The organism is Prevotella sp. LCP21S3_D2 (assembly GCF_052118345.1).
In the GTDB taxonomy this organism is placed as follows: domain Bacteria; phylum Bacteroidota; class Bacteroidia; order Bacteroidales; family Bacteroidaceae; genus Prevotella.
The window spans coordinates 37051-62455 of record NZ_JBQKHJ010000018.1 but is presented as its reverse complement, the minus strand read 5'-3'; the positions used below and the strand labels follow the sequence as shown (position 1 = coordinate 62455).

The following is a 25405-nucleotide window of genomic DNA, read 5'->3' as shown; positions in this document are numbered from 1 at the left end:
AAATAACGCTTAAAAACTTAGACAAATGAGTCCTATTTCAACGAGTAAAATGTCCAACTTCCGTTGGGTTATCTGTGCATTGCTTTTCATTGCTACCACAGTCAATTACATGGACCGTCAGGTTCTGTCATTAACATGGAAAGACTTCATCGCTCCAGAATTCCACTGGACTGATGACGACTACGGTACGATTACTGGTCTTTTCTCTATCTTCTATGCCATCGCTAACCTCTTTGCTGGTAAGTTCGTGGATTGGATGGGAACCAAGAAAGGTTATCTCATTGCCATCTTCGTTTGGTCAACAGGTGCCGTTATGCATGCAGGTTGCGGTTGGGTAGCTATGCAGATAGAGGGTTACGATTCTATCGAGGCACTCCGCATGGTACAGGCTGGTAGCGATGCAGCTGTTGCAATTGCTACCATCAGCGTATGGTTGTTCCTCTCTTGCCGTTTAATCCTTGCTGTGGGTGAGGCTGGAAACTTCCCTGCTGCTATCAAGGTAACGGCAGAGTACTTCCCAAAGAAGGACCGTGCTTTCTCTACTGCCATCTTCAATAGTGGTGCATCTGTAGGTGCCTTGGCAGCTCCAGCTACAATTCCATTGTTGGCTCGCAGCATGGGCTGGGAGTGGGCTTTCATCATCATCGGTGTGCTCGGTTATGTATGGATGGGTCTCTGGATATGGCTTTATGAGAAGCCATCAAAGAGTAAGCATGTGAACAAGGCTGAGCTTGCTTACATTGAACAGGATGAAGATCTCGAGAAGGTTGAGACTGAGAATGCTGAGACTACTGAAGAGGAGAAGACCATCGGCTTCCTCAAGTGTTTCAGCTATCGTCAGACATGGTCATTCATCGTTGGTAAGTTGATGACTGATGGTGTTTGGTGGTTCTTCCTCTTCTGGGCTCCAGCTTACTTCTCAGATCAGTATGGTTACTCTTCTGACTCTGGTATGGGTATTGCCCTTATCTTCACTCTCTATGCGATTGTAACCGTATTGAGTATCGGTGGTGGTTACTTGCCAACCTACTTTGTTGACAAGAAGGGTATGAATCCATATATCGGTAGAATGCGTGCGATGTTGATCTTCGCTTGCTTCCCATTGCTTGGTCTGATTGCTCAGCCTATGGGTGAGTACAGTGCATGGTGGCCAGCTATTATCATTGGTTTGCTCGGTGCTGGTCATCAGGCTTGGTCAGCTAACCTCTATTCTACCATCGGTGATATGTTCCCTAAGTCAACTGTTGCTACAATCACTGGTATTGGTGCAATGGCTGGTGGTATCGGTTCTTTCCTTATCAACAAGGGTTCTGGTATGCTCTTCACCTACGCAGAGGGGCAGGGTTCTGCCTTCAGCTTCATGGGATTTGACGGCAAGCCTGGTGCTTACATGATTGTATTCTGCATCTGTAGTGTTGCTTACCTCGTTGGTTGGTGCATCATGAAGGCACTGGTTCCTAAGTACAAGCCAATTGTGGTTGAATAATGAAAAGGTAAAAAGTAAAAGGGTAAAAAGGTAAAAAAAAGCACCTCGCTGGCTAACATTCCGCTAGGCTTTTTTACCTTTTTACCCTTTTACTTTTTTACTTTTAAATAAATCCTTGCTGTTTGAGGGCATCCAGGAATCCTACGCTCATCGCTTCACAGTCTTTCTTGGTATAGCGGATGTCTGTGAAAACTTGGGCGAGAGTCTCTACATTGTTGATGCGGACAAATTCCTTGTTCTCTTCCAGAGATTCCTTTTCTGAATAGAAATCATCTATTTTTTCTGGAGTGTAATCTTCAAAGGTCTCATAGTGAACGATGCTGCGTAATGGCAGACGGTCGGTTTGTGCAGGATTTTCATCTGGCCAGCCGATGGCTAATGTAGCTACAGGCATTACGAGCTTAGGAAGCTTCAAGGTATCAATAATCATCTTTGGCATATAGACCGTTGTACCTAGAAAGCAAGTACCCAATCCAGCCTCTTCTGCCAGATTGGTAAATGTCTGGGTGAAGAGGAGAGCATCTGTGGCTGCATTCATGAAGGAGAGAATGTTGTCGTAGCCAGGAGTTCCCTTGCGGTTTTCTGCCCATAGGGTGGTGCGACGATAATCGGCACAGATGGTGAGTACAACGGGAGCACCTGTCACCATCGGCTGGTTGAAATGAGCTGGAGCCAATGCCTTCTTGCCTTCCTCGCTACGGGTAATGACAACGCTGTAAAGCTGAAGATTACCCATGGTTGGGGTACGCATTGCATCTTCCAGCAATTGATTCAGAAGTTCGTCAGAAACTTCCTTCGTTGAATATTTTCTAATGCTTGTTCTGTTCTTGATTGATGTCATAACTTTCCTATTTATGTTATTATACCTTATTATATATAGTAGCTCCGTGTTGTTTTAGAGCCCTATTTTGATGCAAAGTTAGTGAAAGTTTTCCTAAATGGTACATATCTTTTATATTTTTAGTGAAATATATGGTAAAACGTTTCATATTTTAGAAATAAAATCTTAATTTTGCACCATAATATTAAACGTTTGATAGAATGAATAAAGAAAATACAAATTTTGAAGAGGCTACAAAGGTCTTGCTAGATGAGTTGAAAAACAATTTAGCTGCTCTTCATAAACAATATGAAGTGCGTCCGGCTGAATGGAGCAAGATGCATGATCAGCTGTTGAAAGTAGTTTCTGAGGAAACTCAAATTCCTTATGTACCTGAAGAGGTGGTAGAAGTGCGTCCTAGAGAATTGGAATGTGATGTCGTAAGATATCAGAATAATAAGGAAAAGTGGGTGGCTCTTGTTGGATTGCTCAATGGACATCCTTATGAAATCTTCACCGGCTTGCAGGATGAGGATGAAGGAATCATGCTCCCTAAGTCTGTTACTAAGGGTAAAATCGTGAAAACCGTTCTTGAGGATGGTGTGAAGCGTTATGACTTCCAGTTTGTCAACAAGCGCGGTTATAAGATGATTATTGAAGGTCTTAGTGAGAAGTTCAACCCTGAATACTGGAATTATGCTAAGTTGATTTCTGGTGTATTGCGTTATCGAATGCCTATTGAGCATGTAATCAAGCTTGTGAATCAGCTTCAGCTTACCTCGGATAGTATCAATACCTGGAAGAAAGGTGTAGAGAAAGCCCTCAAGAGATATCTCAATGATGGGAGTGCCTTTGATAGGGGGGACGACGACATGGAGGAAGAGGCTTAATGCTGAGGTCTATTGAATCAGAAGACTAAACTATTTATTAAATTAAACAATGTCTGTTAGTAGTAGGATTTATTTGAATAATGCTCGTTTTCATGCTTATCATGGCGTGTTGCCGCAGGAGAGAACTGTCGGCAACAACTATGTGGTGAATCTAGTCGTAGATTATGATTTCACTGATGCTATGGAAACGGATGAACTGTCTGCTACCATTAATTATGCAGAATTGTATGAAATCATCAAAGAGGAGATGGCTATACCAAGTAAGCTGCTGGAACATGTAGCGGGAAGAATCGGTAAAAGACTCTTTTCTGAATTTTCCGCTATTCGTCAAATACAACTGGCTATTACTAAAGAGAATCCACCTTTTGGAGCTGATTGTGACGGTGCAGGAGTTGAAGTTGTATTAACAAATGATAAAACTTACTAGTTAGTTTAGGTTTTCTGATAATAAAGTAGTAATTTTGCAAAGTCATCAGAAAGTATGTATAAAAAAATAACACTGATATGGGTGGTATTGTGGATGTTGGCAATGACTTCGTTTGCTGCCAATAGAAACTTTACACTTGTGATAGATGCAGGACATGGTGGTCATGATGCGGGTGCGCGTGGAGCTATTTCCATGGAAAAGAATGTCAATCTGTCTGTGGCGTTACAATTCGGCAGATATGTAGAGAAGTATATGCCAGAGGTAAGAGTGATTTATACACGTAAAACAGATAAGTTTGTCTCTTTGATAGAACGTGCCAATATAGCTAATCGTGCCAATGCAGACCTTTTCATCTCTGTGCATACCAATGCTTTGCCTGCAGGTAAGATAGCACGTGGATTTGAAACCTATACGCTCGGTATGCACCGTGCCATGGATAATCTTGATGTGGCTATGCGGGAGAACTCTGTAATTTCGATGGAGAAGGACTATAAGCAGACTTATCAGGGATTCGACCCGAAATCTTCGGAGAGTTATATCATCTTCGAATTCATTCAGGGCAAGAATATGGAGCGCAGTGTAGAGTTGGCAAGAATGATTCAGCGTAAGGTTTGCGATAATGCCAATCGTCCTGACAAGGGGGTGCATCAGGCAGGTTTCCTGGTGTTGCGTGAAACATCTATGCCAAGTTGCTTGATTGAGTTGGGATTCATCACAACGCCTGATGAGGAAAGAATTCTCAATAATTCTGATCGTGTTAATGATATAGCGAAATCTATTTATGATGGTTTTGCTCAATATCGAAATAAATATGATAAGAGGGTCACTGTACCTTATCGCCCATTACAATCTGGTGATGTAGAGGAATTGAAGGAGCAAGAATCTCAACATCAAGTTGAACCTCAGAGAAAAAATGAAGCTCAGAAGAAGGTAGAAGTTCTGAAAAAAACAGAAGCTCTAAAGAGAACTGAACCTCAGAAAAAGGCTGAAGTTCAGAAAAAAGTAGTAGCTCAGAAAAAGCCAGAGCCAAAGGATGCTCCTGTTTTCAAGCTTCAAATCTTCGTGAGTGACCGAATCCTGCGCAAGGGAGATGCCCATTTCAAGGGCGAGACTGATTATGAATCATTCAGGGAAGGTAATCTGGTGAAGTATACCATGGGTGCCTCTTCTAATTATAATGAGATATATCGTTTGCGTAAGAGTTTGCAGGAAAAATTCCCTGAGGCTTTCATCATCGCTTTCAAAAGTGGACAAAAGTATGATGTAAATCAGGCGATACGTGAATTTAAGCAGAATAAAAATAGATAAAAATGAAACTGACAAAGGAAATAAAGATAGCGCTGGTTGCTGTTGTAGGTATTTTGATTATGTATTTCGGAATTAATTTTCTGAAAGGTATCAATCTGTTTTCTACCAACAATGCCTATTATATGACGTTTGATAACATTCAGGGATTGGGCGCTTCTACGCCTATCTATGCGGATGGTTACAAGGTGGGTACTGTGGATGCCATCAGTTACGACTACAAGGAAAACGGACCTATCAGAGTAACGGCTGATATTGTCAAGGATCTGAGGATTCCGGCTGGTAGTCAGGCTGAGATTTCTAAAGATATGATGGGCAACCTTCAGGTGAACCTGCTCCTGGCTAATAATCCACGTGAGCGTATTGAACCAGGTGGAACTATTCCAGGCTCTATCAATGCAGGTATCATGGGAAAGGCTGAGCAGCTTATTCCTGTTATGGAAAAGATGTTGCCTAAGCTCGATTCAATCTTGACTAGTGTGAATGCTCTCCTGGCAGACCCAGCTTTGGCAGCTACACTTCATAACGCTGAGACCATTACCAGCAACTTGACAGTTTCTACTCGAGAGTTGAATACCTTGATGGCTGGTTTGAACAAGCAGATACCAGGTATGATTGGTAAGGCGAATGGCGTGCTCGATAATACCCATAAATTGACAGCCAATTTGGCTGCTTTGGATGTACAGGGGACATTGAACAAGGTGAATGCTACTTTGGAAAATGCACAGCAGTTTACTGAGAAGCTGAATAGCAATAAGGGAACTCTCGGTTTGTTGATGAATGATACCCAACTCTATGAGAATTTGAACTCAACCATGGGGCATGCAGATTCATTGATGATAGATCTGAAGGCGCATCCTAAGCGCTATGTGCATTTCTCAATATTTGGAAAAAAAGATAAGTAAACTTGATTTTACTTATATAAATATTATCTAAATAATAAAATAGATGTTTCACGCCCCGATATAACTGCCAAACTGTTTGTTTGTTAGCTATTTCGGGGGTGGTACATAAATGTTTCACTGCAAGAATATTAACGATTGTGGATAACTCTGTAAAATGCAGAGCATCAACTGGTTACATTTAATGTATTAAAATTAATTAAATGGGGAGATTTGCTGTTCTCCTTTTTTTTTCTTAATTTTGCAACTGATTTCGCATCTTTAGTGGTGTGAACACAATCAATATCTAAAAAATAATTAATATAAAATAGTCAATGTTAGCAAGTCCGAAAGCGCTTTGGGATAATAGTCTTTTGCTTATAAAGGATAATGTGTCAGAGCAGCAATATAATACATGGTTTAAGCCAATAGTCTTTGAGTCGTACAAGCCATCGACAAAGACTTTGTTGGTGCAAGTTCCAAGTCCGTTTGTTTACGAATACTTGGAACAGAACTATGTTGGCTTGTTGAGTAAGGTGCTACATCGCAATTTTGGTGATGGAATCCGACTCACTTATCGTGTTGTTACCGATAAGGAACATAAGATAGCACAAGATTTAGAGGCTGATCCTGCTGACGAAGAGGTTGCTGAGCGCAACAGAAAAGCGAAGCAGGCTCAAGCCCAAGGTGTCGTTCCTGAGGCTCTTCAGCAGGATGACATTGATACCCAGCTCGATCCTAAGCTTACATTCAATAATTATGTCGAGGGTGAGAGCAATAAGTTGCCTCGTTCTGTGGGATTGTCTATTGCTGAGCATCCTAATACCACTCAGTTCAACCCCATGTTCATTTATGGTCCATCGGGAAGTGGTAAGACGCATTTGGTGAATGCTATCGGTTTGAAGGCAAAGCAGATATATCCTCAGAAGCGTGTGCTTTATGTCAGTGCCCGTCTTTTCCAGACTCAGTATACGGATGCTATCTTGCATAATTCCAGCAATGATTTCATCAATTTCTATCAGTCTATTGATATTCTGATAGTGGATGATATTCAGGATTGGGCAGGAAAGGCTAAGACATTGAACACTTTCTTCCATATATTCAATCATCTCTTCCGTAATGGCAAACGCATTATCTTGGCGAGCGACCGTCCACCGGTGGAGTTGAAGGATATGCCAGACCGCTTGATTACCCGTTTCTCTTGTGGCTTGGTATGTGAGCTTGAAAAGCCAAATGTGGAGTTGTGTGAAGATATTGTCAGCAACAAGGTTCGTCGCGAAGGTTTGAAGATTCCTAATGATGTTGTGGCCTTTATTGCTCAGACCTGCAATGGCAGTGTGCGTGATTTGCAGGGTGCTATCAATGGTCTGTTGGCTTATAGCATCGTGTACAACAGTCATATTGATATCCGATTAGCTGAGCGTGTTATCAAGCGTGCTGTGAAGGTAGATGATAAACCACTCACAATTGATGACATCGTCGAGACCGTATGTAACCATTATAATGTAACTGTTACGGCTGTGAACAGTAAGAGCCGTAAGCGTGATTATGTGGTGGCACGACAGGTAACTATGTATTTGGCGCAGAAATTTACCAAGATGCCTGCTTCACGCATCGGCAAACTCGTTGGTAATCGCGATCATAGTACAGTTATCCACAGTTGTTCCAAGGTTGAAGAACGATTGAAGGTTGATGCTGCATTCAATGATGAAATCAATAGTATTGAGAACGGATTGAAGATAAAAAAAGGTTAGAAATGCACGGAACCTTGGTATAGTGGTTCTGTTTATATAAATGAAATAAAAGGAAGTCGAGCTTTTTGTATATGCTCAGGCTTCCTTTTCCTGTTTATTTGCTTTGAACTTTAAACTTTGAGCTTTATGATTAGTTTTCTTTTTGCTCTTTTTTCATCATCTTTTTCCATTTGAAATATCCGGCTACGGCGATGATGACGTAGAGACCATAGAGCCCAGCCTTGAATGGGATACCTTTTACTATATAGAGATAGCAGCAAACGGCATCTACAAGAATCCAGAAGAACCATTGTTCTATGTATTTCCGTGCCAAGGCCCACAGACCCACAAAGCTCAGGGCATTGGTGAAGCTATCCTGCAATGGTACCGTGGAGTTGGTAAAGGTAATCAGAATATAATAGGTGATTCCCCATGCTGCCAGAAAGAAAATAGCGGTAGGGAGATAGAGCGATTTTTTCATATAAGTGATCGGAAGCTCTTCTTCTTCTGTCTGGTTGTGTTTCTTGCCGAATTTCCAAACAGCATAGCCATAGACGGCTGCCACCGTATAATATACTGCCATACCTGCATCGCCATAAAGACCATGGCTCCAGTATAGCCAGACATCCAGAGCCGGCATGATGATGCCCACTGCCCAAAGCCAGATGCTGGCACGGTACTCCAGCAAGATGTAAATCAAGCCGAGTACCGTGGTAAAGATGTCTAAACCATGTGATGCAATATAATCCATCATGATGTTTTAGTTTTTGAATCTACTTTCTAGAAACCGTGATAATTAGAACTTCAATGTTACATGTCCCATTACAGTGATGCCTGCCATAGGAATATAGCTGATGGCACTGAGGCGGTGATCCTGAGTGTAACCGGCACTCTGACTTACCGCATTGTACCATACGGAACCGCTCGCTGCGTAATGACGGTTGAAGATATTGTTGATATCAAAACCGAAAATCATCTGCTTGATTCCCAGCTTCTTAGCTACATTTGTCTGATAGTTGAGGCTCAGGTCGCTCTGTGAATAGCAAGGCAATGAACGGTCTTTGCTCTCAGAATTGTCGAGATACTGACTGCTTACGAAGTCGGTGTGCCAGGTTGCTGAGAATCCGGCATAGTGCAGGTCGATGAAACCATTCAGAATAGCTGATGGAGAATATGACAAGGTTGAATTGTCGTAGTGTATCTTCAAAGCATCACCATCCCAATTATCTACATACTCATCGAAATCCTTGATTTTGTTCTTGCTCAAAGCAGCATTTCCCTCCAAGGACAACCATGACAATGGTGCCCAACCTGCTGTCAACTCAACGCCCATGCGATAAGAATCTTTGATATTGGTAGTCAATGGCTCACCGATTTCGCTCAACTGTCCGGTTTGAGCAAGCTGGTTGTCGTAATCCATGTAGTAGAAGTTGGCACCTGCATGCCAGTTGCTTCCCTCATACTGATAACCGAATTCCACATCGAGTAACTTCTCCTGTTTAGGGAAAGGATAGTTGAGGTTGTCGGTATAGTTGTTGCGCTCCGGCTCACGGTTGCTGTAAGCTACGGAAGCGTAAGCCTTATGACCGTCCTTGTTGAAGCTGATACCTGCCTTAGGATTGAAGAAATTGAATTTCTCGTCGATGTTCAACTCCTGATTCTTGTAGCTGCCGTCTTTCTGAGCGATAAACTTATCGTTGATACCATCAGTCTTGTATTCCACACGGCGGTATTGCAGGTCTGCGAATACATTCCAGTAGTCTGCAAAGCGATAGTTTGCCTTGATGAAGGCGCTGTAGTCGTATTTGTGGGCATCAGAATCATAGTACTTATACTTGCCGTTGCTGCCGAGGAACTGCTTCTCTGCATCCTGATTGGCGATATAAGTAAGATATCCCCAGTGGTTGCCACGGAACTGCTGGAGGTTCAAGCCTCCGATTACGTCCCAGTGTTCATCCTTGTAGTTGGTGTTATATACCATGCCGTAGGTGTTCTGGGTCAATCCCTTCTTGCGGATAAAGTCAGACAGCTTTACCTTGTTGCCCTCTGCATCCTTGTAAACTAGTCCGAACTTGGCAAACTTATATTGATTCTTGAACTCCTTGTAGTAGCCGTAACCATAGGTATAGTGCAGGGCGATGTTGTGGCTCCAGTGGCTGTTAGGAGTCCAGGCTGCAGAGAGAATATTGTGGTTCTGATAGAAATTATCCGTAGTTTTCTCCCATTTGTTGCCGTTTCTGAGGGTATATGGCTTGATGTTATAATCGCCCTTTCCATTGCGCACCAAATCGCCAGTCAGGACATTGAATTTCCCCAGTCCAGCCTCGTACATATCCTTGTATGTGCGTATTCCATCATCCATCAATGTGAAGTTGGTATTGTAGTCGCCTCCCAACACGCCATTCCATGCCTGTCCGGTCTTCTCGAAGTTGCCGATGTTCTTATAGCTGATCTTGAAGTTATCTCCTAACCAGGTCAGTCCACCATAGTAAGAGCCGGATCTGCCGTCTGTTCCGTCGATATAGCCATCTGTGGCAGTCTCATGATAAGCACCGTCAAAAACCAGGTGGTTGCCCATCAGTCCGGTAGAGAAGCTGACGCCCGTATTGTAAGTGTTGTAAGTGCCGTAAGAACCAGTTACTTCTGCCATAGGAGTGAGCGAAGGAGCAGCTGTAGCCATAGAGATGCTGCCGCCGAAAGCACCATCGCCGTTGGTAGAAGAACCTACGCCACGCTGCACCTGAACACTGCCCAGGAGCGAAGCATAACTGTTCATGTTAGCCCAGAAAACGGTCTGGTCTTCAGGAGAATTGAGAGCCACGCCATCGAGTGTCACGTTGATGCGGCTTCCTGCAGCACCACGGATACGCATGTAGGTAGTACCGGTTCCGATACCATTTTCGCCCCACGCCAGGATACCTGGTGTGCGAGAAAGGAGGAAAGGCAATTCCTTACCTGTAGAGGAAAATTGTTGGAGTTCTGATTTCTTGATGTTGGCAATGGCGTATGGAGCTTCTTTTGTGGCACGTACGCCTTTTACGATTACTTCATTCAAATGTTGCACCTTCAAGGTGTCGATTTTTGTCTGTGCCAGTGCAGCTTGGCTTGCCAAAGAGCAAAATGCTACACCGAGTGTGATCCCGTTGAATCTTTTCATTTATTTAAATTAAAACCTTTATATAAGGGGCATTCGTGTAAAGCTACCCCTTCGTCAGCGCTCTGCTAACTGGATGCAAAGTTAGCAATAATAACCGAAAGCGCAAAATTTTCGTAAGTTTTTTCAAGGTTTCAGTCTTTATATCATTCTTTTTTATTATATTTGCAGCTGTAATTGTATTGAACCTAAATAAAACGAAGATATGGTCAAGAATATTTGTCGTCTAAACCTTTGGGTCTTCTTTTTGGGGACTATGCTAGCATTCTCTTCGTGTCAGAATGAGCAGCAGAAGAATCTGCTCAGCGAGGATGCTATCAATGGTTCTGTGTCCGAAATTTATTCCAATGCCGTAGCGCCCCTATATGATTATATGGACAAGGATAGCCAGGAAACTTCTTATGCCGACCCGCTTTACCATGTCTGGGAATATATCTATCAGGGTATTTCTCTTGCCAATCATTCCCTTGATTTTATTGATGACAACGCCTCGCTGATTACTGCCGACCACAAAGACCGGTTGAAGGCTGAGGTGCGAGCCATCAGAGCCTTGCTTTATTATGAGGCGATGGATAAGTTTGGGCGTATTCCGGTGGTTTTGTCTTCGGAAGAATCTGCTATTTATGCCTCTGCAAAGTCCGATTCCACTGCTTCCTTTACTGATGTCTATCTTTCTTCCCAAAGTAAGAGAAGTGAGGTCTTTCAGTTTATTTTCAGTGAGTTACAGCAGGTTTTGCCTTATCTCTCCGCTCAGCATAGCGGTAAGGAGGGCAGTTTTTTCGGTCGCATTACGAAACCGGTGGTCAACTATCTGCTGGCAAAGATGGCTTTGAATGCAGAAATTTATACTTTTGATGATTGGACCAAGGGTTATAAGAAGCGTCCAAGGGGTCGTAATATTGATTTTATGGTTCAGACAGCCGATGGTGCCTCCCTGCTGAATGACCTCAAGGCGAGCGAGAATCGCAGCAAGAAGCTGAATGCGTGGGAAACCTGTATTTACTATTGTGATGCTCTGGCTGCTGAGGGATATTCCTTGGACGAGGATGTGATATTCTGCAGTACCGACAGCCGTACAGAGCTTCCTAGCCGTACCGGCACCCCAGTTGCGCGTTTCCTGTTCCGTTATACGGATGTCTTGCTGATGAAGTCAGAGGCAAATATCCGTAATGGTGAGGATGGCAGAACCGAACTGAATATGGTTCGCGCCCGCCAAGGCAAGCCTGCCCATAGGGCTACGCTCAATCGTATCCTCGAAGAGCGTCTTGCCGTATTGTCAAGAGAAGATATTCATCGTCAGGACCTTATCCGCTTTGGTATGTTTACTGATGCCTTCAATCTCTATCCATATCTTAAAGGCAAATCGTCCGGTTATATCACCGTTTTCCCGATTCCTCAGAAATGTATCGATTTAAATCCTAAGTTGGTACAGAACAAGGGATATGAAGAAGAAGGTTCATCTGCTTATAAAACAATGCGTTATGACTAATGGTGAGTGAAACGCCGTGTGGTTGGAATAGCATTTTTTATAAATCCAGCAACGCAGCGTTTCACAGCGTCGCTAGATTTATTTTTTTATTTCCTTTGGATAGCAAATTGGTTTACAACTGAATTTCCTGTAGGAATTACAGCTGATAGAACTTGGTGAAAGCCTTCACGCAATATTCGTGGTCGATAACGCTACCGGTTTCGCGGCAACTGTGCATAGCGAGGATGGCATTGCCCATATCCACACCCTTCAATGGGATGGAAGAGGCGAGGATATTGCCCAATGTGCTGCCACCTGCTACATCGCTGTGGTTTACGAAGCGCTGGCATGGTACACCGGCTGCATCGCAGATGTTGGCGAAGATGGCTGCTGATACAGCATCGCTCGCATACTTCTGGGCTGCATTGAACTTGATGACCGGACCACCGCCCAACTTAGGATGATTCGTAGGGTCGAATTTTTCGCTATAGTTAGGATGCCAGGCATGCGCATTATCGGCTGAAATCATGAAGGCACGCTCTACTGCCTGATAATAAGCCTCTTCTGTATGGCTCTGTGCCAGGGCGATGCGCTGGAGCATATATGAAAGGAATGGACTTCCGGCTCCCTGTTTGGTCTGAGACCCCGTTTCTTCATTATCGAAGATGGCGAGAACCTGGGTGGTATCATTGGCATCAGATGCAATCATCGCCTCTACACCAGCCCAGCACATAGACAGGTCATCGAGTCTGCCTGAAGAGATAAACTCATCGTGTACACCGAAGGTGCAGGCTGGAGTGGCATCAGCCAGATAGAGGTCGAAATCAAGAACATCCTCTTTCTGGATATTCAGTTCGTCGGTTATCACATTCATCAGGAGGTTACCCTTCTCCAGTTCATCATTGATGATGCCGAGGATAGGAAGTACATCCTTCTGCTTGCTCAACTTCACACCATCATTCACCTGGCGGTTGAAGTGGATAGCGAGATTGCTGATCTGCAGCAATGGGCGCTTCACATGAAGAAGGAGCGTCTGGGGATTCATCGCATTCTCGCTCTTCACGATAACTCTACCAGCCAAAGTGAGCGGACGGTCGAACCAGGTTGACATGATAGGACCACCATAAACCTCGGTATTCAGTTTTACGATACCGCCCTCGCAAAGCATCTCAGCATTTGGCTTGATGCGGAAGGTAGGCGAGTCGCAGTGGGCGCAGATCATGTGGAAACCAGCATCTGCCAAAGGCTTCTTTCCGATTTGGAAGGCGTAGATGGAAGAGTCGTTCTTGGTAACGAAGAACTTTTCACCCGCTTCAATCTTGCCCAAAGGCTCCTGTGGGTTCATACGGCGGACCCCGTTCTTCTCCAATTCCTTGGAGATATTCTTTACTGCCAGGAAATTCACTGGCGATGCGTCTAGAAAGGATAATAATCTTTTGATCATAGTCTATATCTTTATATTAATATGTTGCAAAGATAATAGATTTTTTTCATTTTATCTCATTATTCTATTTGTTTTTCATTTTTTTGTATTATCTTTGTCCCCAAATAATATCAATGAAAGAATTATGAAACGACATAAATCCTGTACTCTAATTATATTGCTGCTGTTGGCATCGGCTCTTCAGGTATATGCGCATATTTCCAGAAATATGTTCATGCTTTCCAATCTCAATGCAGACAATGGTCTTTCCAGCCCTCGTGTTTATTCTATTGTCGAGGCAGAGGATGGTGCCATGTGGATAAGTACTAAGCGTGGAGTTGACCGATATAATGGGCAACAAGTAACCAATTATACTTTATACACAGAGATGCCGTATAGTGATGCTAGTGGTAGAAGTATTAAACTGACTAAGGATGCGCAACATCTGATTTACGCCTACGACAACAAGGGAAAGGTGTATATATATGATAAGAGGAAAGATGCATTTGTTTTGAAATGTAATCTTCAGAATATTTTAGGTGGAAGTATCGTGTTGAACGAACTGTTGGTAGACGAAAAGGGCAATTTCTGGTTAGCTATGGATAGAGGCATTTATTGCTTATCAGCAGCTACTGATGGAAAGGAGATAGTTCGGGAGACAGCTAAGGGTAGGTTTGTATTGAAAAATACCTATATTAATCATATCCAATTTATAGGTGAGAAACTCTTGATAGGAACTTTTAAAGATGTTTATTGCTATTCGATGCCTGCCCGGAAGTTAGAAAAGAAGATTAGTGGCAGTTCTGTAGTATCCTCTTATCATGATATTGTGGGACATCGTATCTGGCTGGGTACTTTTCACGAAGGAGTTAAAGTGATGGCTGATAGTACTTGGAAGCAGATAAAATCTGCTGATTTCCAATCTTTGCAAAACATTCCTAAAATTCCCGTACGTTCAATCATTTTATATGATAAGCAGACTCTTCTGATGGCTGTAGATGGAGCTGGAATATATGCTTATGACAGTTCGAATAAACAAACCAAACTCTTGCTTGATACAGATGGACGTCCTGGTAACGTGTTGAATGGTAATGGATTATACACCTTGTGCTGCGATCGTTTTGGCGATTTATGGACTGGCTCTTACTCGGGAGGAGTAGATTTGGCAATACCGATGAAACATACTTTGGAATATATCACACATGAATATCTCAACAATCAATCACTGATAGATAATTGTGTGAACGATGTTTTCCAAAGCCGTGATGGGAAAATATGGTATGCCACAGATAAAGGAGTAAGTGTTTATGATGCGCAGACTCATCTTTGGCATCATGGATTATATAATAAAGTGGCGCTTACGATTTGTCAGACTGTAGACGGCAGAATTCTGGTTGGTACCTATGGTAATGGCGTATATCAGGTTAATGCTGATGGCACTAGTATGCCTGCTTATTCTGTGGATACAGGAATGTTGAAGAGTGATTACGTATTCAGTCTTTTAACTGATAGCGATGGTAATATTTGGGTGGGATGTTTGGATGGCGATATGGCTTGTTTCCCTTCAGATAAATATAATTTGAATGGAACGGGAAAGTCGGTATTCTATCTGCCTGTCAACGAAGTGCAATGCATCACGGAATCATTGGATAAGCGTTTTATTGCTGTAGGAACTTCGCATGGAGGCTATTTGATTGATAAGCGCGAACCTTTGCATCCTCGTCGTTTCTTTTATCCTGAACAGTATCCCGATAAAGACATTAATTTGTTTGTCAACAGTATGGCTTTTCAGGATTCCCGTCATATCTGGATTGGAACGGATGGAGGAGGACTCTATGATTATGATTTCCTGACAAAGACGTTTAAGCGTTATACTAATCAGGACGCTTTGCCTTCTAATACTGTTTATGGACTTATAAAAGGTATTAATGGCAATTTGTGGATAAGTACGGATAAAGGATTGGCGTTCATGAAACAGGGGAAGATAGTAAACCTCAACATCTTTAAGGGAATGGAACGTGAGTATAACCGAATGTCTGTTGCGTGTACTTCAGATGGCAGGGTGCTTTTTGGCAGCAACGATGGAGTTGTCACTTTGGCTCCTATGTTTGCCAAAGGTTTGAATTATGCCGCTCCACTTCGTATTCATAGTGTTGAGGTTGAAGGTGTCGAACGTTCCGATCACTGGAATGAATGTCTCTTTGAAATGTTGAAGGAAGGCAAATTGAAACTTAGCCATAACGAGAATACGCTGGTTGTTTCTTTCGAGAGTATCAATTATCAATACCAGTATGATATTCAATATCAATATTATTTGGAAGGATACGACCGTAATTGGAGTAAATCATCTTCTAATCAGTTGGCACGATTTGTAAATTTGCCTTCGGGCAGCTATGTGCTTCATGTAAAGGCTATCTGCAGAAGTAATGGTAGAGAATTGGGAGAAACAACCTTGGAAATTCATATAGCCCAACCTTGGTGGAATACCTGGTGGGCATGGATTATCTATCTCTGTATTTTTGCTGCCATCTTATATTTTGTCTGGCAGTATTACAAAGAGCGCTTACAGCGAAAGTATTATGATGAAAAAATCAATTTCTTCGTTAATACTGCCCATAACATACGTACTCCTTTGAGTCTCGTGTTGGCTCCTCTTGATAATCTGGCTAATGATTCCAACTTGAGTGAGAAAAGTCGTGGATTCTTGGATATGGCGCATCGCAACGGCAACAAACTATTGAAGATGGTTACAGAATTGCTTGACTTCCAAAAGGCAGAGCAGTCTGCCGAACAGGTTCGCCTGCAAGATATAGAATTGCCGATGCTTTTACGTGTGCAGTTGGAAAAGTTTGTATTGGCAGCTCAGGAGAAGCATATTCAACTGTGTATTGAAACGTGTCCGCAGCAACAGATTCATTCTGATGTCAAAATGATGGATTTGATATTGGAAAATCTTCTCTCGAATGCTATCAAATATACACCTCAAGGTGGAAAGGTTACGTTGTCGGCTTCTATTGAAGGTAAGATGGCTATGATTCATGTATGTGATACAGGTATAGGTATCCCAAAGGCCGAAATTAAGAGTATCTTCAAGACCTTCTTCAGGGCTTCTAATGCGATAAATTCTCAGGAAATGGGAAGTGGATTAGGACTGATGCTTACACGAAAGCTTGTAGAGAAATTAGGAGGAAAGCTTAGTTTCGTAAGTGAGGAAGGAAAGGGTACTACTTTCTGTGTGAAGATGCCATTAGGTAATGTAACAGATTCTTCTGTTCGGCTTGTAGGAGAAAAGAAAAATGTTGCAACTGAATCTTCTTTAGCTGAAGATAAGCATGATGAAACTTGCCAGACTGTTTCTTCTGCGGTTCTGCAGGATGCTGATGTTTCAACGGATACACTTCTTTTTGTCGATGACAATGAAGATCTTCGCAAATATATCAGAATGACTTTTGGTGATTCTTATCAAGTAGTTGATGTGGAGAGTGCAGAGGCTGCCTTGAAATATTTGAAAGAGGGCGGGGTATGTGATATCGTTGTTTCTGATGTCATGATGCCGGGAATGCACGGAGATGAGTTCTGTCGCAGCATCAAGGAAAATAAGGAAACATCATGGCTGCCTGTTATCCTGCTGACTGCTAAGGCTGGTCGTGACTTTATGATAGAGGGACTCGGACTTGGTGCTGATGACTATATAGCCAAGCCATTCGATACTGCTATTCTTGCGAGTAAGGTTGCTAGTATTTTGAAGAATCGTCGCCGGTTGAGTCAGTATTATATGGACAGAAGCCTTGCTCTTGTTAGAGGAGAGGTTGCTTCTGAGTCTGCTTCTTCCGAGCAGATTGTGGGTTCTGATTCTTCCTATGAACTCTTGGAACCTACTGGAGCTTCTGAAAAGAAAAAAGATGATACTGTCTTGAATAAGCAAGGCCAGACATTCGATAATGTGGCAGAAGCTGTTCTGAATCCACAAGACCAGGCTTTTGTAGACAAAGCTACCCGTTTGGTGTTGGCTCATCTGAGCGATACAAACTTTAATATCGACCGACTCTGTAGAGAGATGGCGATGAGCAGAACGCTTTTCTATGGTAGGCTGAAGACTCTCACGGGTCAAAGTCCGCAGGATTTTATGCGTTTGATACGTCTGGAGCAGGCTGCAATCTTCCTGAAACAGGGGGATAGTGTGCTGGAGGTCTCAGTGAAAGCCGGTTTTGTAAATGTGAAGTACTTTAGTACTGTATTTAAAAAGCACTTTGGAGTTTCACCAAGTAAGTATCTGTAAATTAGAGTTTTAAATTCAAAGAAAAGGTTTCTGTTTAGACGATATGTCTGAATTGAAACCTTTTTATGTTTGTTATCTAACCCTCTGAAAGTTCCTTTTCTTTATCTTTGCAGCCAAATTCTGTTACGTAAGTCAAACAGTTATTAAAAAAACGAAACAATAACAATATAAACATAAAAATGAAAAGGAACTTTTTGAAATTTAGCCTCTTTTTAATAGGCATCTTCACATGTCTCTCATGCGAAGCAAGTACGTTGCACTCATCATCCAGCAGTTCTGATGGCGTAGGCGAATCCATACCTACTGCCCAGCAATGGAATAAAGACGTTGTGGGGTGGAATCTTGGCAACGAATTCGAGTGCTCAGCTCCTGGACAGGATGGTGAGTCGATGCAGATTGGCAACCCTGATGGTTCTATCCATGCAGAGACAGCCTGGGGCAATCCCGTTGTTACCAAGAAGATGATACAAGCCGTGAAGAAGGCAGGTTTTAATGCCATCCGTATTCCAATCCGTTGGCAGTGCCACATTACCAACGCTCAGGCGATGAGCATCGACAAGGCTTGGATTGCTCGCATCAAGGAGGTGGTGGGCTGGTGCCTTGACAACGGTTTGAAGGTTATCATCAATGTGCATCATGAAAAATGGCTCGAAGGTCGTCCTACCTATCAATATAAGGAAGAAAACTGCCAGAAGCTTGCGCTCCTCTGGATGAATATCGCCTCTGAGTTTGCCAATTATGACAGTCGCTTGGCTTTTGCCGGTACCAATGAGGTTCACATCAGGGACAACTGGGGCAAGCCTACTGCCGAAAACCTCGAAGTGCAGAATGCTTACAATCAGATATTCGTGGATATGGTTCGTGCCACAGGCGGCAACAATGCCAAGCGCCACCTCATCTTACAGACTTACGTTTGCAACCCTTGGTTTGGCATCGAGAATGGAGATTTCATCATTCCAAAGGATGCCGAAGGCAATGGCAACAACTATATGAGTGTGGAATTCCACTACTATCAGCCATGGAGCTACGCCGGCGATTGCACCTACGATTACTGGGGTGATGCTTACAAGGATGCTGGCAAGATACCTGCTGAAAACGAGAAGACGATGACGGATTTCTTCGACAAGGCGGTGAATACCTGGAGCAACAAAGGACTGGGTATCGTAATAGGAGAGTGGGGAGTAACCGATCATTATAAGTCAAACTCAGAGAAAGTGCATGAAAACATGACCTACTACTGTAAGTTCTTGACTACGGAGGCTCGCAAACGAGGCTTCTCTACTTTCGTTTGGGACAACAACCACTTCGGCAACGGCTCTGAGAAGTATGGCATCTTCGACCGTTTCAAGAGTATGAAGGTGAATGCTCCTTGGATTCTCGAAGGAATCTTTGGGAAAGAATAATGTTAAACTAAAAACAAAATATCAATTATGAGAAAGAAAACTATGTTTCTCGGCCTGCTCGGTGCAGGTTTGATGTGGATGCCTGCTTCTGCCATTCTCGCTGCCCAGATGAACAATGCTGCGATGAGCGTGCAGCAGAACCAGGGCATCAAGGGTACAGTGGTGGATGCCACTGGCGAAACCTTGATTGGCGCTAGCGTGAAGGTGGCTGGTACAACCAACGGTGCCGTTACCGATATAGATGGTAACTTTACGTTGAACTGCAAGCCTGGAGTAACGCTCGAAGTGAGCTACATCGGTTACAAGACGATGACCGTGAAAGCTGCTAATGGCATGAAAATCACGATGCAAGAGGATGGTAAAGCCTTGAATGAGGTAGTTGTCACCGCCCTCGGTATCAAACGAGACCGCAAGGCCCTCGGCTATGGCTTGGAGGAAGTGAAGGGTGAGGAACTCACCAAGGCGAAGGAAACCAACGTCATCAACTCTCTTTCAGGTAAGGTGGCTGGTCTTGTTGTGCAGAACACCGCTGGCGGTGCTTCTGGTTCTACCCGCGTGCTCCTTCGTGGTAATACAGAAATGGCAGGCAATAACCAGCCTCTCTATGTGGTGGATGGTGTGCCTTTGGATAATACCAACTTTGGCAGTGCTGGTGAAGCTGGTGGTTATGACCTCGGTGATGGTATCTCTGCCATCAACCCTGACGACATCGAGACGATGACCGTATTGAAAGGTCCTGCTGCCTCTGCCCTCTATGGTAGCCGTGCTTCCCACGGTGTTATCTTGATTACAACCAAGAAGGCGGAGAAGGATAAGATTTCCGTGGAGTACAATGGTTCTTATACTATCGATACCCAGTTGGCTAAATGGGACGACATCCAGGAGATATATGGCGCTGGCTACAATGGCGAGCTTCCTAATTCGAGCACTTCTGGTACGAACTCAAGTTGGGGACCTAAGGCCGATGACTTCATGTTCAAGTATTTCGATGGCGAGGAGCGTCCTTTCCTGATGCACCCTAACAATGCCTCCGATTTCTTCCGCACAGGTTTCACCGCCCAGAACTCTGCCATCCTCTCAGTTAATTCCGGTAAGACGGGTATGCGTTTCTCTGTTACCGATATGCGCAACAAGGATATCTTGCCAAATACTAATATGAGTCGTGACAACTTCAACCTCCGTGTGAATACCTCAGCAGGTCCTATTGACTTCGACTTCACCGCCAACTATACTCGTGAGAAGGTGAAGAACCGTCCTGCCCTTGGTGACTCTCAGAGCAACGTGGGTAAGAACCTCATGACCCTGGCGGGTACCTACGACCAGGCTTGGTTGAAGCACTATGAGGATGCCGACGGCAACTACTCCAACTGGAATGGTAACGACCAGTATAACAAGAACCCATACTGGGATCTCTATAAGAACAGCAATACATCCGACAAGGACGTGTTCCGTTTTACGGGTAAGGCCATCTGGAACATCGACAAGCACCTCAAGTTGCAGGGTACCATCGGTACCGATATCAACAGCATGAACTTCGAGGACTTCATCGCTAAGACAACTCCAGGAACTCCTGCCGGAAAGCTTACCGACCAAATCTTCAACAACTGCACATTCAACGCCGAGATACTCGCCCTCTACAACAACTCATGGGGCGACTTCGATGTCAACGCTACCGCTGGTGGTAACATCTTCAAGGTGAACAACAAGACCATTACCAACGTCGGTCTCAACCAGCAGATGAATGGCATCAAGAACATCATGAACTATCAGGAGCAGAATACTCGCGAGAGCATGTATAAGAAGCAGATCAGCTCTCTCTATGCCAGCGCGAGCCTCGGCTACAAGCATACTTACTATCTGGAGGGAACTCTCCGTGGAGATAAGTCTTCTACGCTCCCTTCGGGCAATAATACATATATATATCCTTCTGTATCTGGTAGCTTGGTATTCTCTGAGTTTATCAAGAACAAGAAGTTCATCAATTACGGTAAGATTCGCGCATCTTGGGCAAAGGTAGGTAGCGATACCGATCCATACCTGTTGGCACTCAACTATACCACGGGCAAGTACAGCTACTCGGGTTATACCATCGGTATGATAGCCAACTCAACACAGCCAAACAAGGATTTGAAGCCTACTATGACAGGTTCTTACGAGGTAGGTTTGGAGATGAAGTTCCTTAACGGACGCTTGGGCTTGGATGCCACCTATTACAACCAGAACTCCAAGGACCAGATTTTGAGTTTGGCTTCAACCACCACCTCTGGCTATGCTTACCGCCTCATCAATGCCGGTGAGATTCAGAACCAGGGTATCGAGATTGCCCTCAATGCCCGTGCCTTGCAGATCAAGGACTTCGCTTGGGACTTGGGTGTCAACTTCTCGAAGAATACCAACAAGGTGAAGTCGCTCACCGATGGCATGGACTACTTCGAGTTGGCGAAGGCATACTGGTGCGGTGTTTCTGTAGGTGCCAAGGTAGGTGAGAACTATGGAGCTATCCGTGGACACGACTTCCTCTACAACGACAAGGGTCAGGTGGTTGTCGATGCAGCTACTGGTCTTCCAAAGGTTGACCAGAAAATCAAGACCATCGGCAATTCTACTTGGGACTGGACAGGTGGTTTCTACTCAACCTTCAGCTACAAGAACTTCCGCCTCTCTGCTGCATTCGATGTGAAGGTAGGTGCCGACATCTACTCTATGTCTATGCGTTCTGCATACCAGACTGGTAAGGCAAAGGGAACATTGGCAGGTCGTGAGGAGTGGTACACTTCTGAGGAGGCTCGCAAGGCTTCGGGTATGGACCTTGCCGCATGGCGTGAGTCTGGCAACTGCAAGGGACTCGTAGTGGATGGTGTTATCGACAATGGTGATGGTACTTATCGCAAGAACGACATCGCCGTGAACCCTGAAGATTACTGGAAGCATGTGGCAAATGGCGTGCAGAGTGCCTTCGTTTACGACAACTCTTACGTGAAGTGTCGTGAGATTACTTTCGGCTATACCTTCCCAGAGAGCATCCTGGGCAAGTATGTCAAGGGCTTGACCGTATCCTTCGTGGCTCGTAACCCATTCATTGTTTGGAAGAACATTCCTAACATCGACCCAGACTCCAGCTACAATACTTCAGGTCTCGGTCTGGAATATGGTTCCCTGCCATCTCGCAAGAGTTATGGTTTGAACGTGAACGTGAAGTTCTAATCTCGAAAAAATAGAATCAATTTCTTTAGAAGAGTTCTAATATATAATAAGGTAAGAAAATGAACAATATAATCAAGAAATATATAGGTAAGAGCAGCCTGATGATGGCTTTCGCCCTGATGGCAACCGGCACTGCGATGACTTCTTGCTCAGATGATACCTTGAGCAACATCAATACCGACAAGACCAAAGTGAACGAGCTCGACCCTAACGCACAGTTGACAACAGCTTTGTTGCAGACTTACGGTGACTTCAGTCTGATGGATACCTACCGTAACTATATAACTGGTTTTCCACAGTATTTCGCTGGTGGTTGGAATGTAACCAATTACGCTGGTTCTAATTTCAGAGAAGATGATATGACCCGTCGTGTCTGGGACCGCTATTATGAAATCAGTATCAAGAACCTTGTGGATGCCATCCACAATTCTGCTGACAAGGCAAACTTGAATGCGGCACTTCGTATCCATCGTGTCTATCTCACGGCAGTTTTGGCAGATACCTACGGTGACGTGCCTTGTTCGGAGGCAGGTCTGGGTTATATCTCAGGTATCTCCACCCCTAAGTATGATACCGTAGAGGAACTCTACAGCTGGTTCTTCGAGGAACTTGACGCTTGCGAGAAGCAGCTTGGCACAGGTACCGACCACATTTCTGGTGATGTTACCAGCATGGGTGGTGATGTAGTTCAGTGGAAGAAGTATGCCAATGCACTCCGTATGCGCTATGCTATGCGCATTTCCGATGTTAATCCACAGAAGGCAAAGGAGGAGTTTGAGAAGGCTGTAGCTGCCGGTGCCATCGCCAGTGCAGCCGATGATGCTTATATCAAGTATGCTGATGCTCCATTTACCTATTATGATGGAGCCAACGACTACGATTTCCGTGCCAATGCATTGAGCGAGACTCTCTATGGTCAGGATGCCACATCGCCTACCATGGTATGCTCTACCTTGTTCTATCAGTTGCAGAATACCAATGACCCTCGTCTCTATCGCATCTGCCGTCACTACTACAATATCAAGCGTAGTCAGGTGAAGCCAGATAAGGAACAGAATATCGACTTGACCGATGATTTCCTGGCTTACTTCCAGAACAAGGGTCTCGGTGAGGAGCCTTGCAACCCTGGTGCAGCCTGGTACACTGACTGGATGAATCCAGCAACGTTGGATGACCTTCCTACTTTGAAGAAGTATGCAGAGATAGACGAGAACACTTATGCCAACTCTGATTATATAGCCCGAGCTAGTCGTCCTTGCCTGAACATCGACTTCGAGATGCCTTCTTGTCCTGGCGACTTGATGAGCTATGCAGAGGTAGAGTTCCTCAAGGCTGAGGCTGCAACCAAGGGTTGGAATGTAGGTGGTGGTTATGCAGAGAGTCACTACGAGGCTGGTGTTCGTGCCAGCATGGAGTTGCTCAACAACTACTATCTTACATCCAACAAGATTTCCAAGGAAGAGATAGATGCGTTCATTGCTAACAATCCGTTGGGTGACAATCCTAAGGAGACCATCAACACCCAGGCTTGGATTCTCCACATGATGAACCCTTCTGAGGGTTGGGCTAACATGCGCCGCTCTGACTATCCTGCCATCTTGAATCGTGATCTCTTGACCAAGAATGGTTTCACTTATACGGATTCCGATTGGTCAATGCCTGTCCGCTTGCAGTATCCTGAGTTGGAAGCTCAGTACAACAATGCCAACTACAAGGCTGCCATCGACCGCATGGGTGGTACAGACGATTGGCACAAGCACCTCTGGTGGGACAAGGCTGATGTAAACCTTCAGCCAGACTTCAATCCTCCATTCGGAAAGGGATATAGCAAGTAGTGTTTAATGTTAAGTGTTAAATGTTAAGTCTTATAGGACAATAGAATAGAATAATTAATTATGAATAAGACAATGAAACAATATAAGGGAAAAGTTTTGAAGGCTATGATGATACTCTTAGCCGTGGGTTTCGCACTGGCTGGTACATCTACCTTGTCTTCTTGCTCTTCTGACGATGAACCATACTTCACTGTCAGCGAAGATGACGATCCACGTATCTTGAACACCGACTTGGCTGATTCCAAGATAGACCGCAAGACTAATTATAAGTTGGAAATCAAGGTGACTCCTGTTCACTACACCACTGTGACATGGTTGCTCGATGGCACTCAGATTTATGAAGGTACCACTATCGACCAGACTTTGCCTGTAGGTAATCATGAACTGAAGATTGTGGCAACCACCACCAAGGGCAAGAGCACATCCCGCACCTTGAACGTTACCGTGACTCCTGCTGCCGATGACCCAGCCCTGGGTACCAATGCCATCGAGCTTTGGGTAGCTCCAGGTGCTGAGACCACTATCCATAAGTGCAAGAATCTCGGTACAGTTACTAAAGTAATGGTAGGTGGCAAGGAAGTAGCCTTCGAGGTTCTCGAAGAGGGCACAGCCTTGAAGCTCACAGCTCCTACAGGTTTGGAGAATGGTGACTATGATATCACTTTGGTAGATGGTGAGGGCAACCAGTTCCCTGGCGGTACCATCAAGGTAACCACCGAGGCTCGCCCATCTATGGAGAATACCCTCTGGGAAGGTGAGTTTGCCGTGACATGGGGTACACCATTCGATGCCTTGAAGGATACCTTCCTCTCAAAGGTGAAGGCTGGCACCATCCTCCGTGTTTATGTGGATGGAAACGGTCAGGGTACCGCTGCCACAGCTTGGTGGAACAACATCCTTACTGGTAAGGGCGACCCAGAGCGTGGCGACATTATGGTGAATGGACCTGCTAAATGGGAGTTTGAACTGACCGACCTCTCTATCCAACTCTTGACAGAGCAGAATGGTCTCCTCCTCGTGGGTGACGGTTACACCGTAAAAAAAGTAACTATTGAATAATATATTGGAAAGATTTCCGTTTTTATCATAAAACGTCA

General features: G+C 44.2%; 15 protein-coding genes and 1 pseudogene. 12 read left to right on the top strand and 4 right to left on the bottom strand.

The window, feature by feature from the left end:
• The first annotated feature begins 25 nt into the window (after window positions 1-25).
• Window positions 26-1486 (top strand): MFS transporter, encoded by a 1461-nt coding sequence (locus ACTQ16_RS11570; RefSeq protein ID WP_441937510.1) that lies wholly within the window; start codon window positions 26-28, stop codon window positions 1484-1486.
• Window positions 1487-1589: 103 nt separating this feature from the next.
• On the opposite strand, the gene ACTQ16_RS11565 is transcribed toward ACTQ16_RS11570, so the two are convergent.
• Window positions 1590-2327 (bottom strand): nitroreductase family protein, encoded by a 738-nt coding sequence (locus ACTQ16_RS11565; protein WP_441937509.1) that lies wholly within the window; start codon window positions 2325-2327, stop codon window positions 1590-1592.
• A gap of 377 nt (window positions 2328-2704) precedes the next feature.
• On the opposite strand from ACTQ16_RS11565, the pseudogene ACTQ16_RS11560 reads away from it, so the two are divergent.
• The 5 genes and pseudogenes from ACTQ16_RS11560 to dnaA all read left to right on the top strand — a co-directional run.
• Window positions 2705-3154 (top strand): annotated as a pseudogene (locus tag ACTQ16_RS11560) (adenosylcobalamin-dependent ribonucleoside-diphosphate reductase); the annotation flags it as partial.
• 91 nt (window positions 3155-3245) lie between these two features.
• The gene (gene folB / locus ACTQ16_RS11555) at window positions 3246-3623 is read left to right on the top strand and encodes a dihydroneopterin aldolase (RefSeq protein WP_441937507.1); all 378 of its coding nucleotides are present in this window, start codon (window positions 3246-3248) and stop codon (window positions 3621-3623) included.
• Window positions 3624-3677: 54 nt separating this feature from the next.
• The gene (locus tag ACTQ16_RS11550) at window positions 3678-4931 is read left to right on the top strand and encodes an N-acetylmuramoyl-L-alanine amidase (protein WP_441937505.1); all 1254 of its coding nucleotides are present in this window, start codon (window positions 3678-3680) and stop codon (window positions 4929-4931) included.
• Window positions 4932-4933: 2 nt separating this feature from the next.
• Window positions 4934-5833, top strand: a complete 900-nt coding sequence (locus ACTQ16_RS11545; protein ID WP_294970549.1) for an MlaD family protein — start codon at window positions 4934-4936, stop codon at window positions 5831-5833.
• 311 nt (window positions 5834-6144) lie between these two features.
• The gene (dnaA, locus tag ACTQ16_RS11540; protein WP_294970547.1) at window positions 6145-7563 is read left to right on the top strand and encodes a chromosomal replication initiator protein DnaA; all 1419 of its coding nucleotides are present in this window, start codon (window positions 6145-6147) and stop codon (window positions 7561-7563) included.
• A 130-nt stretch (window positions 7564-7693) separates the two neighbouring features.
• On the opposite strand, the gene pnuC is transcribed toward dnaA, so the two are convergent.
• Both pnuC and ACTQ16_RS11530 read right to left on the bottom strand, forming a co-directional pair.
• Complete coding sequence (gene pnuC / locus ACTQ16_RS11535; protein ID WP_441937504.1) at window positions 7694-8296, bottom strand: nicotinamide riboside transporter PnuC; 603 nt, start codon at window positions 8294-8296, stop codon at window positions 7694-7696.
• Between the two features lie 42 nt (window positions 8297-8338).
• A complete protein-coding gene (locus ACTQ16_RS11530) occupies window positions 8339-10699 on the bottom strand; it encodes a TonB-dependent receptor (RefSeq protein ID WP_441937502.1) in 2361 nt (786 codons plus the stop codon).
• A 253-nt stretch (window positions 10700-10952) separates the two neighbouring features.
• Here ACTQ16_RS11530 and ACTQ16_RS11525 point away from each other — a divergent pair, with 253 nt between their 5' ends.
• Complete coding sequence (locus ACTQ16_RS11525; protein WP_441937500.1) at window positions 10953-12185, top strand: RagB/SusD family nutrient uptake outer membrane protein; 1233 nt, start codon at window positions 10953-10955, stop codon at window positions 12183-12185.
• Between the two features lie 136 nt (window positions 12186-12321).
• On the opposite strand, the gene ACTQ16_RS11520 is transcribed toward ACTQ16_RS11525, so the two are convergent.
• A complete protein-coding gene (locus tag ACTQ16_RS11520) occupies window positions 12322-13608 on the bottom strand; it encodes a M18 family aminopeptidase (RefSeq protein WP_441937498.1) in 1287 nt (428 codons plus the stop codon).
• A 124-nt stretch (window positions 13609-13732) separates the two neighbouring features.
• Between ACTQ16_RS11520 and ACTQ16_RS11515 the strand changes: the two genes are divergently transcribed.
• From ACTQ16_RS11515 to ACTQ16_RS11495, 5 genes are all read left to right on the top strand, one after another.
• Window positions 13733-17866, top strand: a complete 4134-nt coding sequence (locus ACTQ16_RS11515; RefSeq protein WP_441937497.1) for an ATP-binding protein — start codon at window positions 13733-13735, stop codon at window positions 17864-17866.
• A 179-nt stretch (window positions 17867-18045) separates the two neighbouring features.
• A complete protein-coding gene (locus tag ACTQ16_RS11510) occupies window positions 18046-19269 on the top strand; it encodes a glycoside hydrolase family 5 protein (RefSeq protein WP_294970538.1) in 1224 nt (407 codons plus the stop codon).
• Between the two features lie 27 nt (window positions 19270-19296).
• The gene (locus ACTQ16_RS11505) at window positions 19297-22473 is read left to right on the top strand and encodes a SusC/RagA family TonB-linked outer membrane protein (protein ID WP_441937496.1); all 3177 of its coding nucleotides are present in this window, start codon (window positions 19297-19299) and stop codon (window positions 22471-22473) included.
• A 59-nt stretch (window positions 22474-22532) separates the two neighbouring features.
• A complete protein-coding gene (locus ACTQ16_RS11500) occupies window positions 22533-24308 on the top strand; it encodes a SusD/RagB family nutrient-binding outer membrane lipoprotein (protein ID WP_441937495.1) in 1776 nt (591 codons plus the stop codon).
• A 72-nt stretch (window positions 24309-24380) separates the two neighbouring features.
• A complete protein-coding gene (locus ACTQ16_RS11495) occupies window positions 24381-25367 on the top strand; it encodes a hypothetical protein (protein ID WP_441937493.1) in 987 nt (328 codons plus the stop codon).
• Window positions 25368-25405 lie beyond the last annotated feature (38 nt).

Coding starts and splice junctions, on each gene's coding strand:
- ACTQ16_RS11570 (WP_441937510.1), top strand. CDS start 26: ATGAGTCCTATTTCAACGAGTAAAATGTCCAACTTCCGTTGGGTTATC.
- ACTQ16_RS11565 (WP_441937509.1), bottom strand. CDS start 2,327: ATGACATCAATCAAGAACAGAACAAGCATTAGAAAATATTCAACGAAG.
- folB (WP_441937507.1), top strand. CDS start 3,246: ATGTCTGTTAGTAGTAGGATTTATTTGAATAATGCTCGTTTTCATGCT.
- ACTQ16_RS11550 (WP_441937505.1), top strand. CDS start 3,678: ATGTATAAAAAAATAACACTGATATGGGTGGTATTGTGGATGTTGGCA.
- ACTQ16_RS11545 (WP_294970549.1), top strand. CDS start 4,934: ATGAAACTGACAAAGGAAATAAAGATAGCGCTGGTTGCTGTTGTAGGT.
- dnaA (WP_294970547.1), top strand. CDS start 6,145: ATGTTAGCAAGTCCGAAAGCGCTTTGGGATAATAGTCTTTTGCTTATA.
- pnuC (WP_441937504.1), bottom strand. CDS start 8,296: ATGATGGATTATATTGCATCACATGGTTTAGACATCTTTACCACGGTA.
- ACTQ16_RS11530 (WP_441937502.1), bottom strand. CDS start 10,699: ATGAAAAGATTCAACGGGATCACACTCGGTGTAGCATTTTGCTCTTTG.
- ACTQ16_RS11525 (WP_441937500.1), top strand. CDS start 10,953: ATGCTAGCATTCTCTTCGTGTCAGAATGAGCAGCAGAAGAATCTGCTC.
- ACTQ16_RS11520 (WP_441937498.1), bottom strand. CDS start 13,608: ATGATCAAAAGATTATTATCCTTTCTAGACGCATCGCCAGTGAATTTC.
- ACTQ16_RS11515 (WP_441937497.1), top strand. CDS start 13,733: ATGAAACGACATAAATCCTGTACTCTAATTATATTGCTGCTGTTGGCA.
- ACTQ16_RS11510 (WP_294970538.1), top strand. CDS start 18,046: ATGAAAAGGAACTTTTTGAAATTTAGCCTCTTTTTAATAGGCATCTTC.
- ACTQ16_RS11505 (WP_441937496.1), top strand. CDS start 19,297: ATGAGAAAGAAAACTATGTTTCTCGGCCTGCTCGGTGCAGGTTTGATG.
- ACTQ16_RS11500 (WP_441937495.1), top strand. CDS start 22,533: ATGAACAATATAATCAAGAAATATATAGGTAAGAGCAGCCTGATGATG.
- ACTQ16_RS11495 (WP_441937493.1), top strand. CDS start 24,381: ATGAAACAATATAAGGGAAAAGTTTTGAAGGCTATGATGATACTCTTA.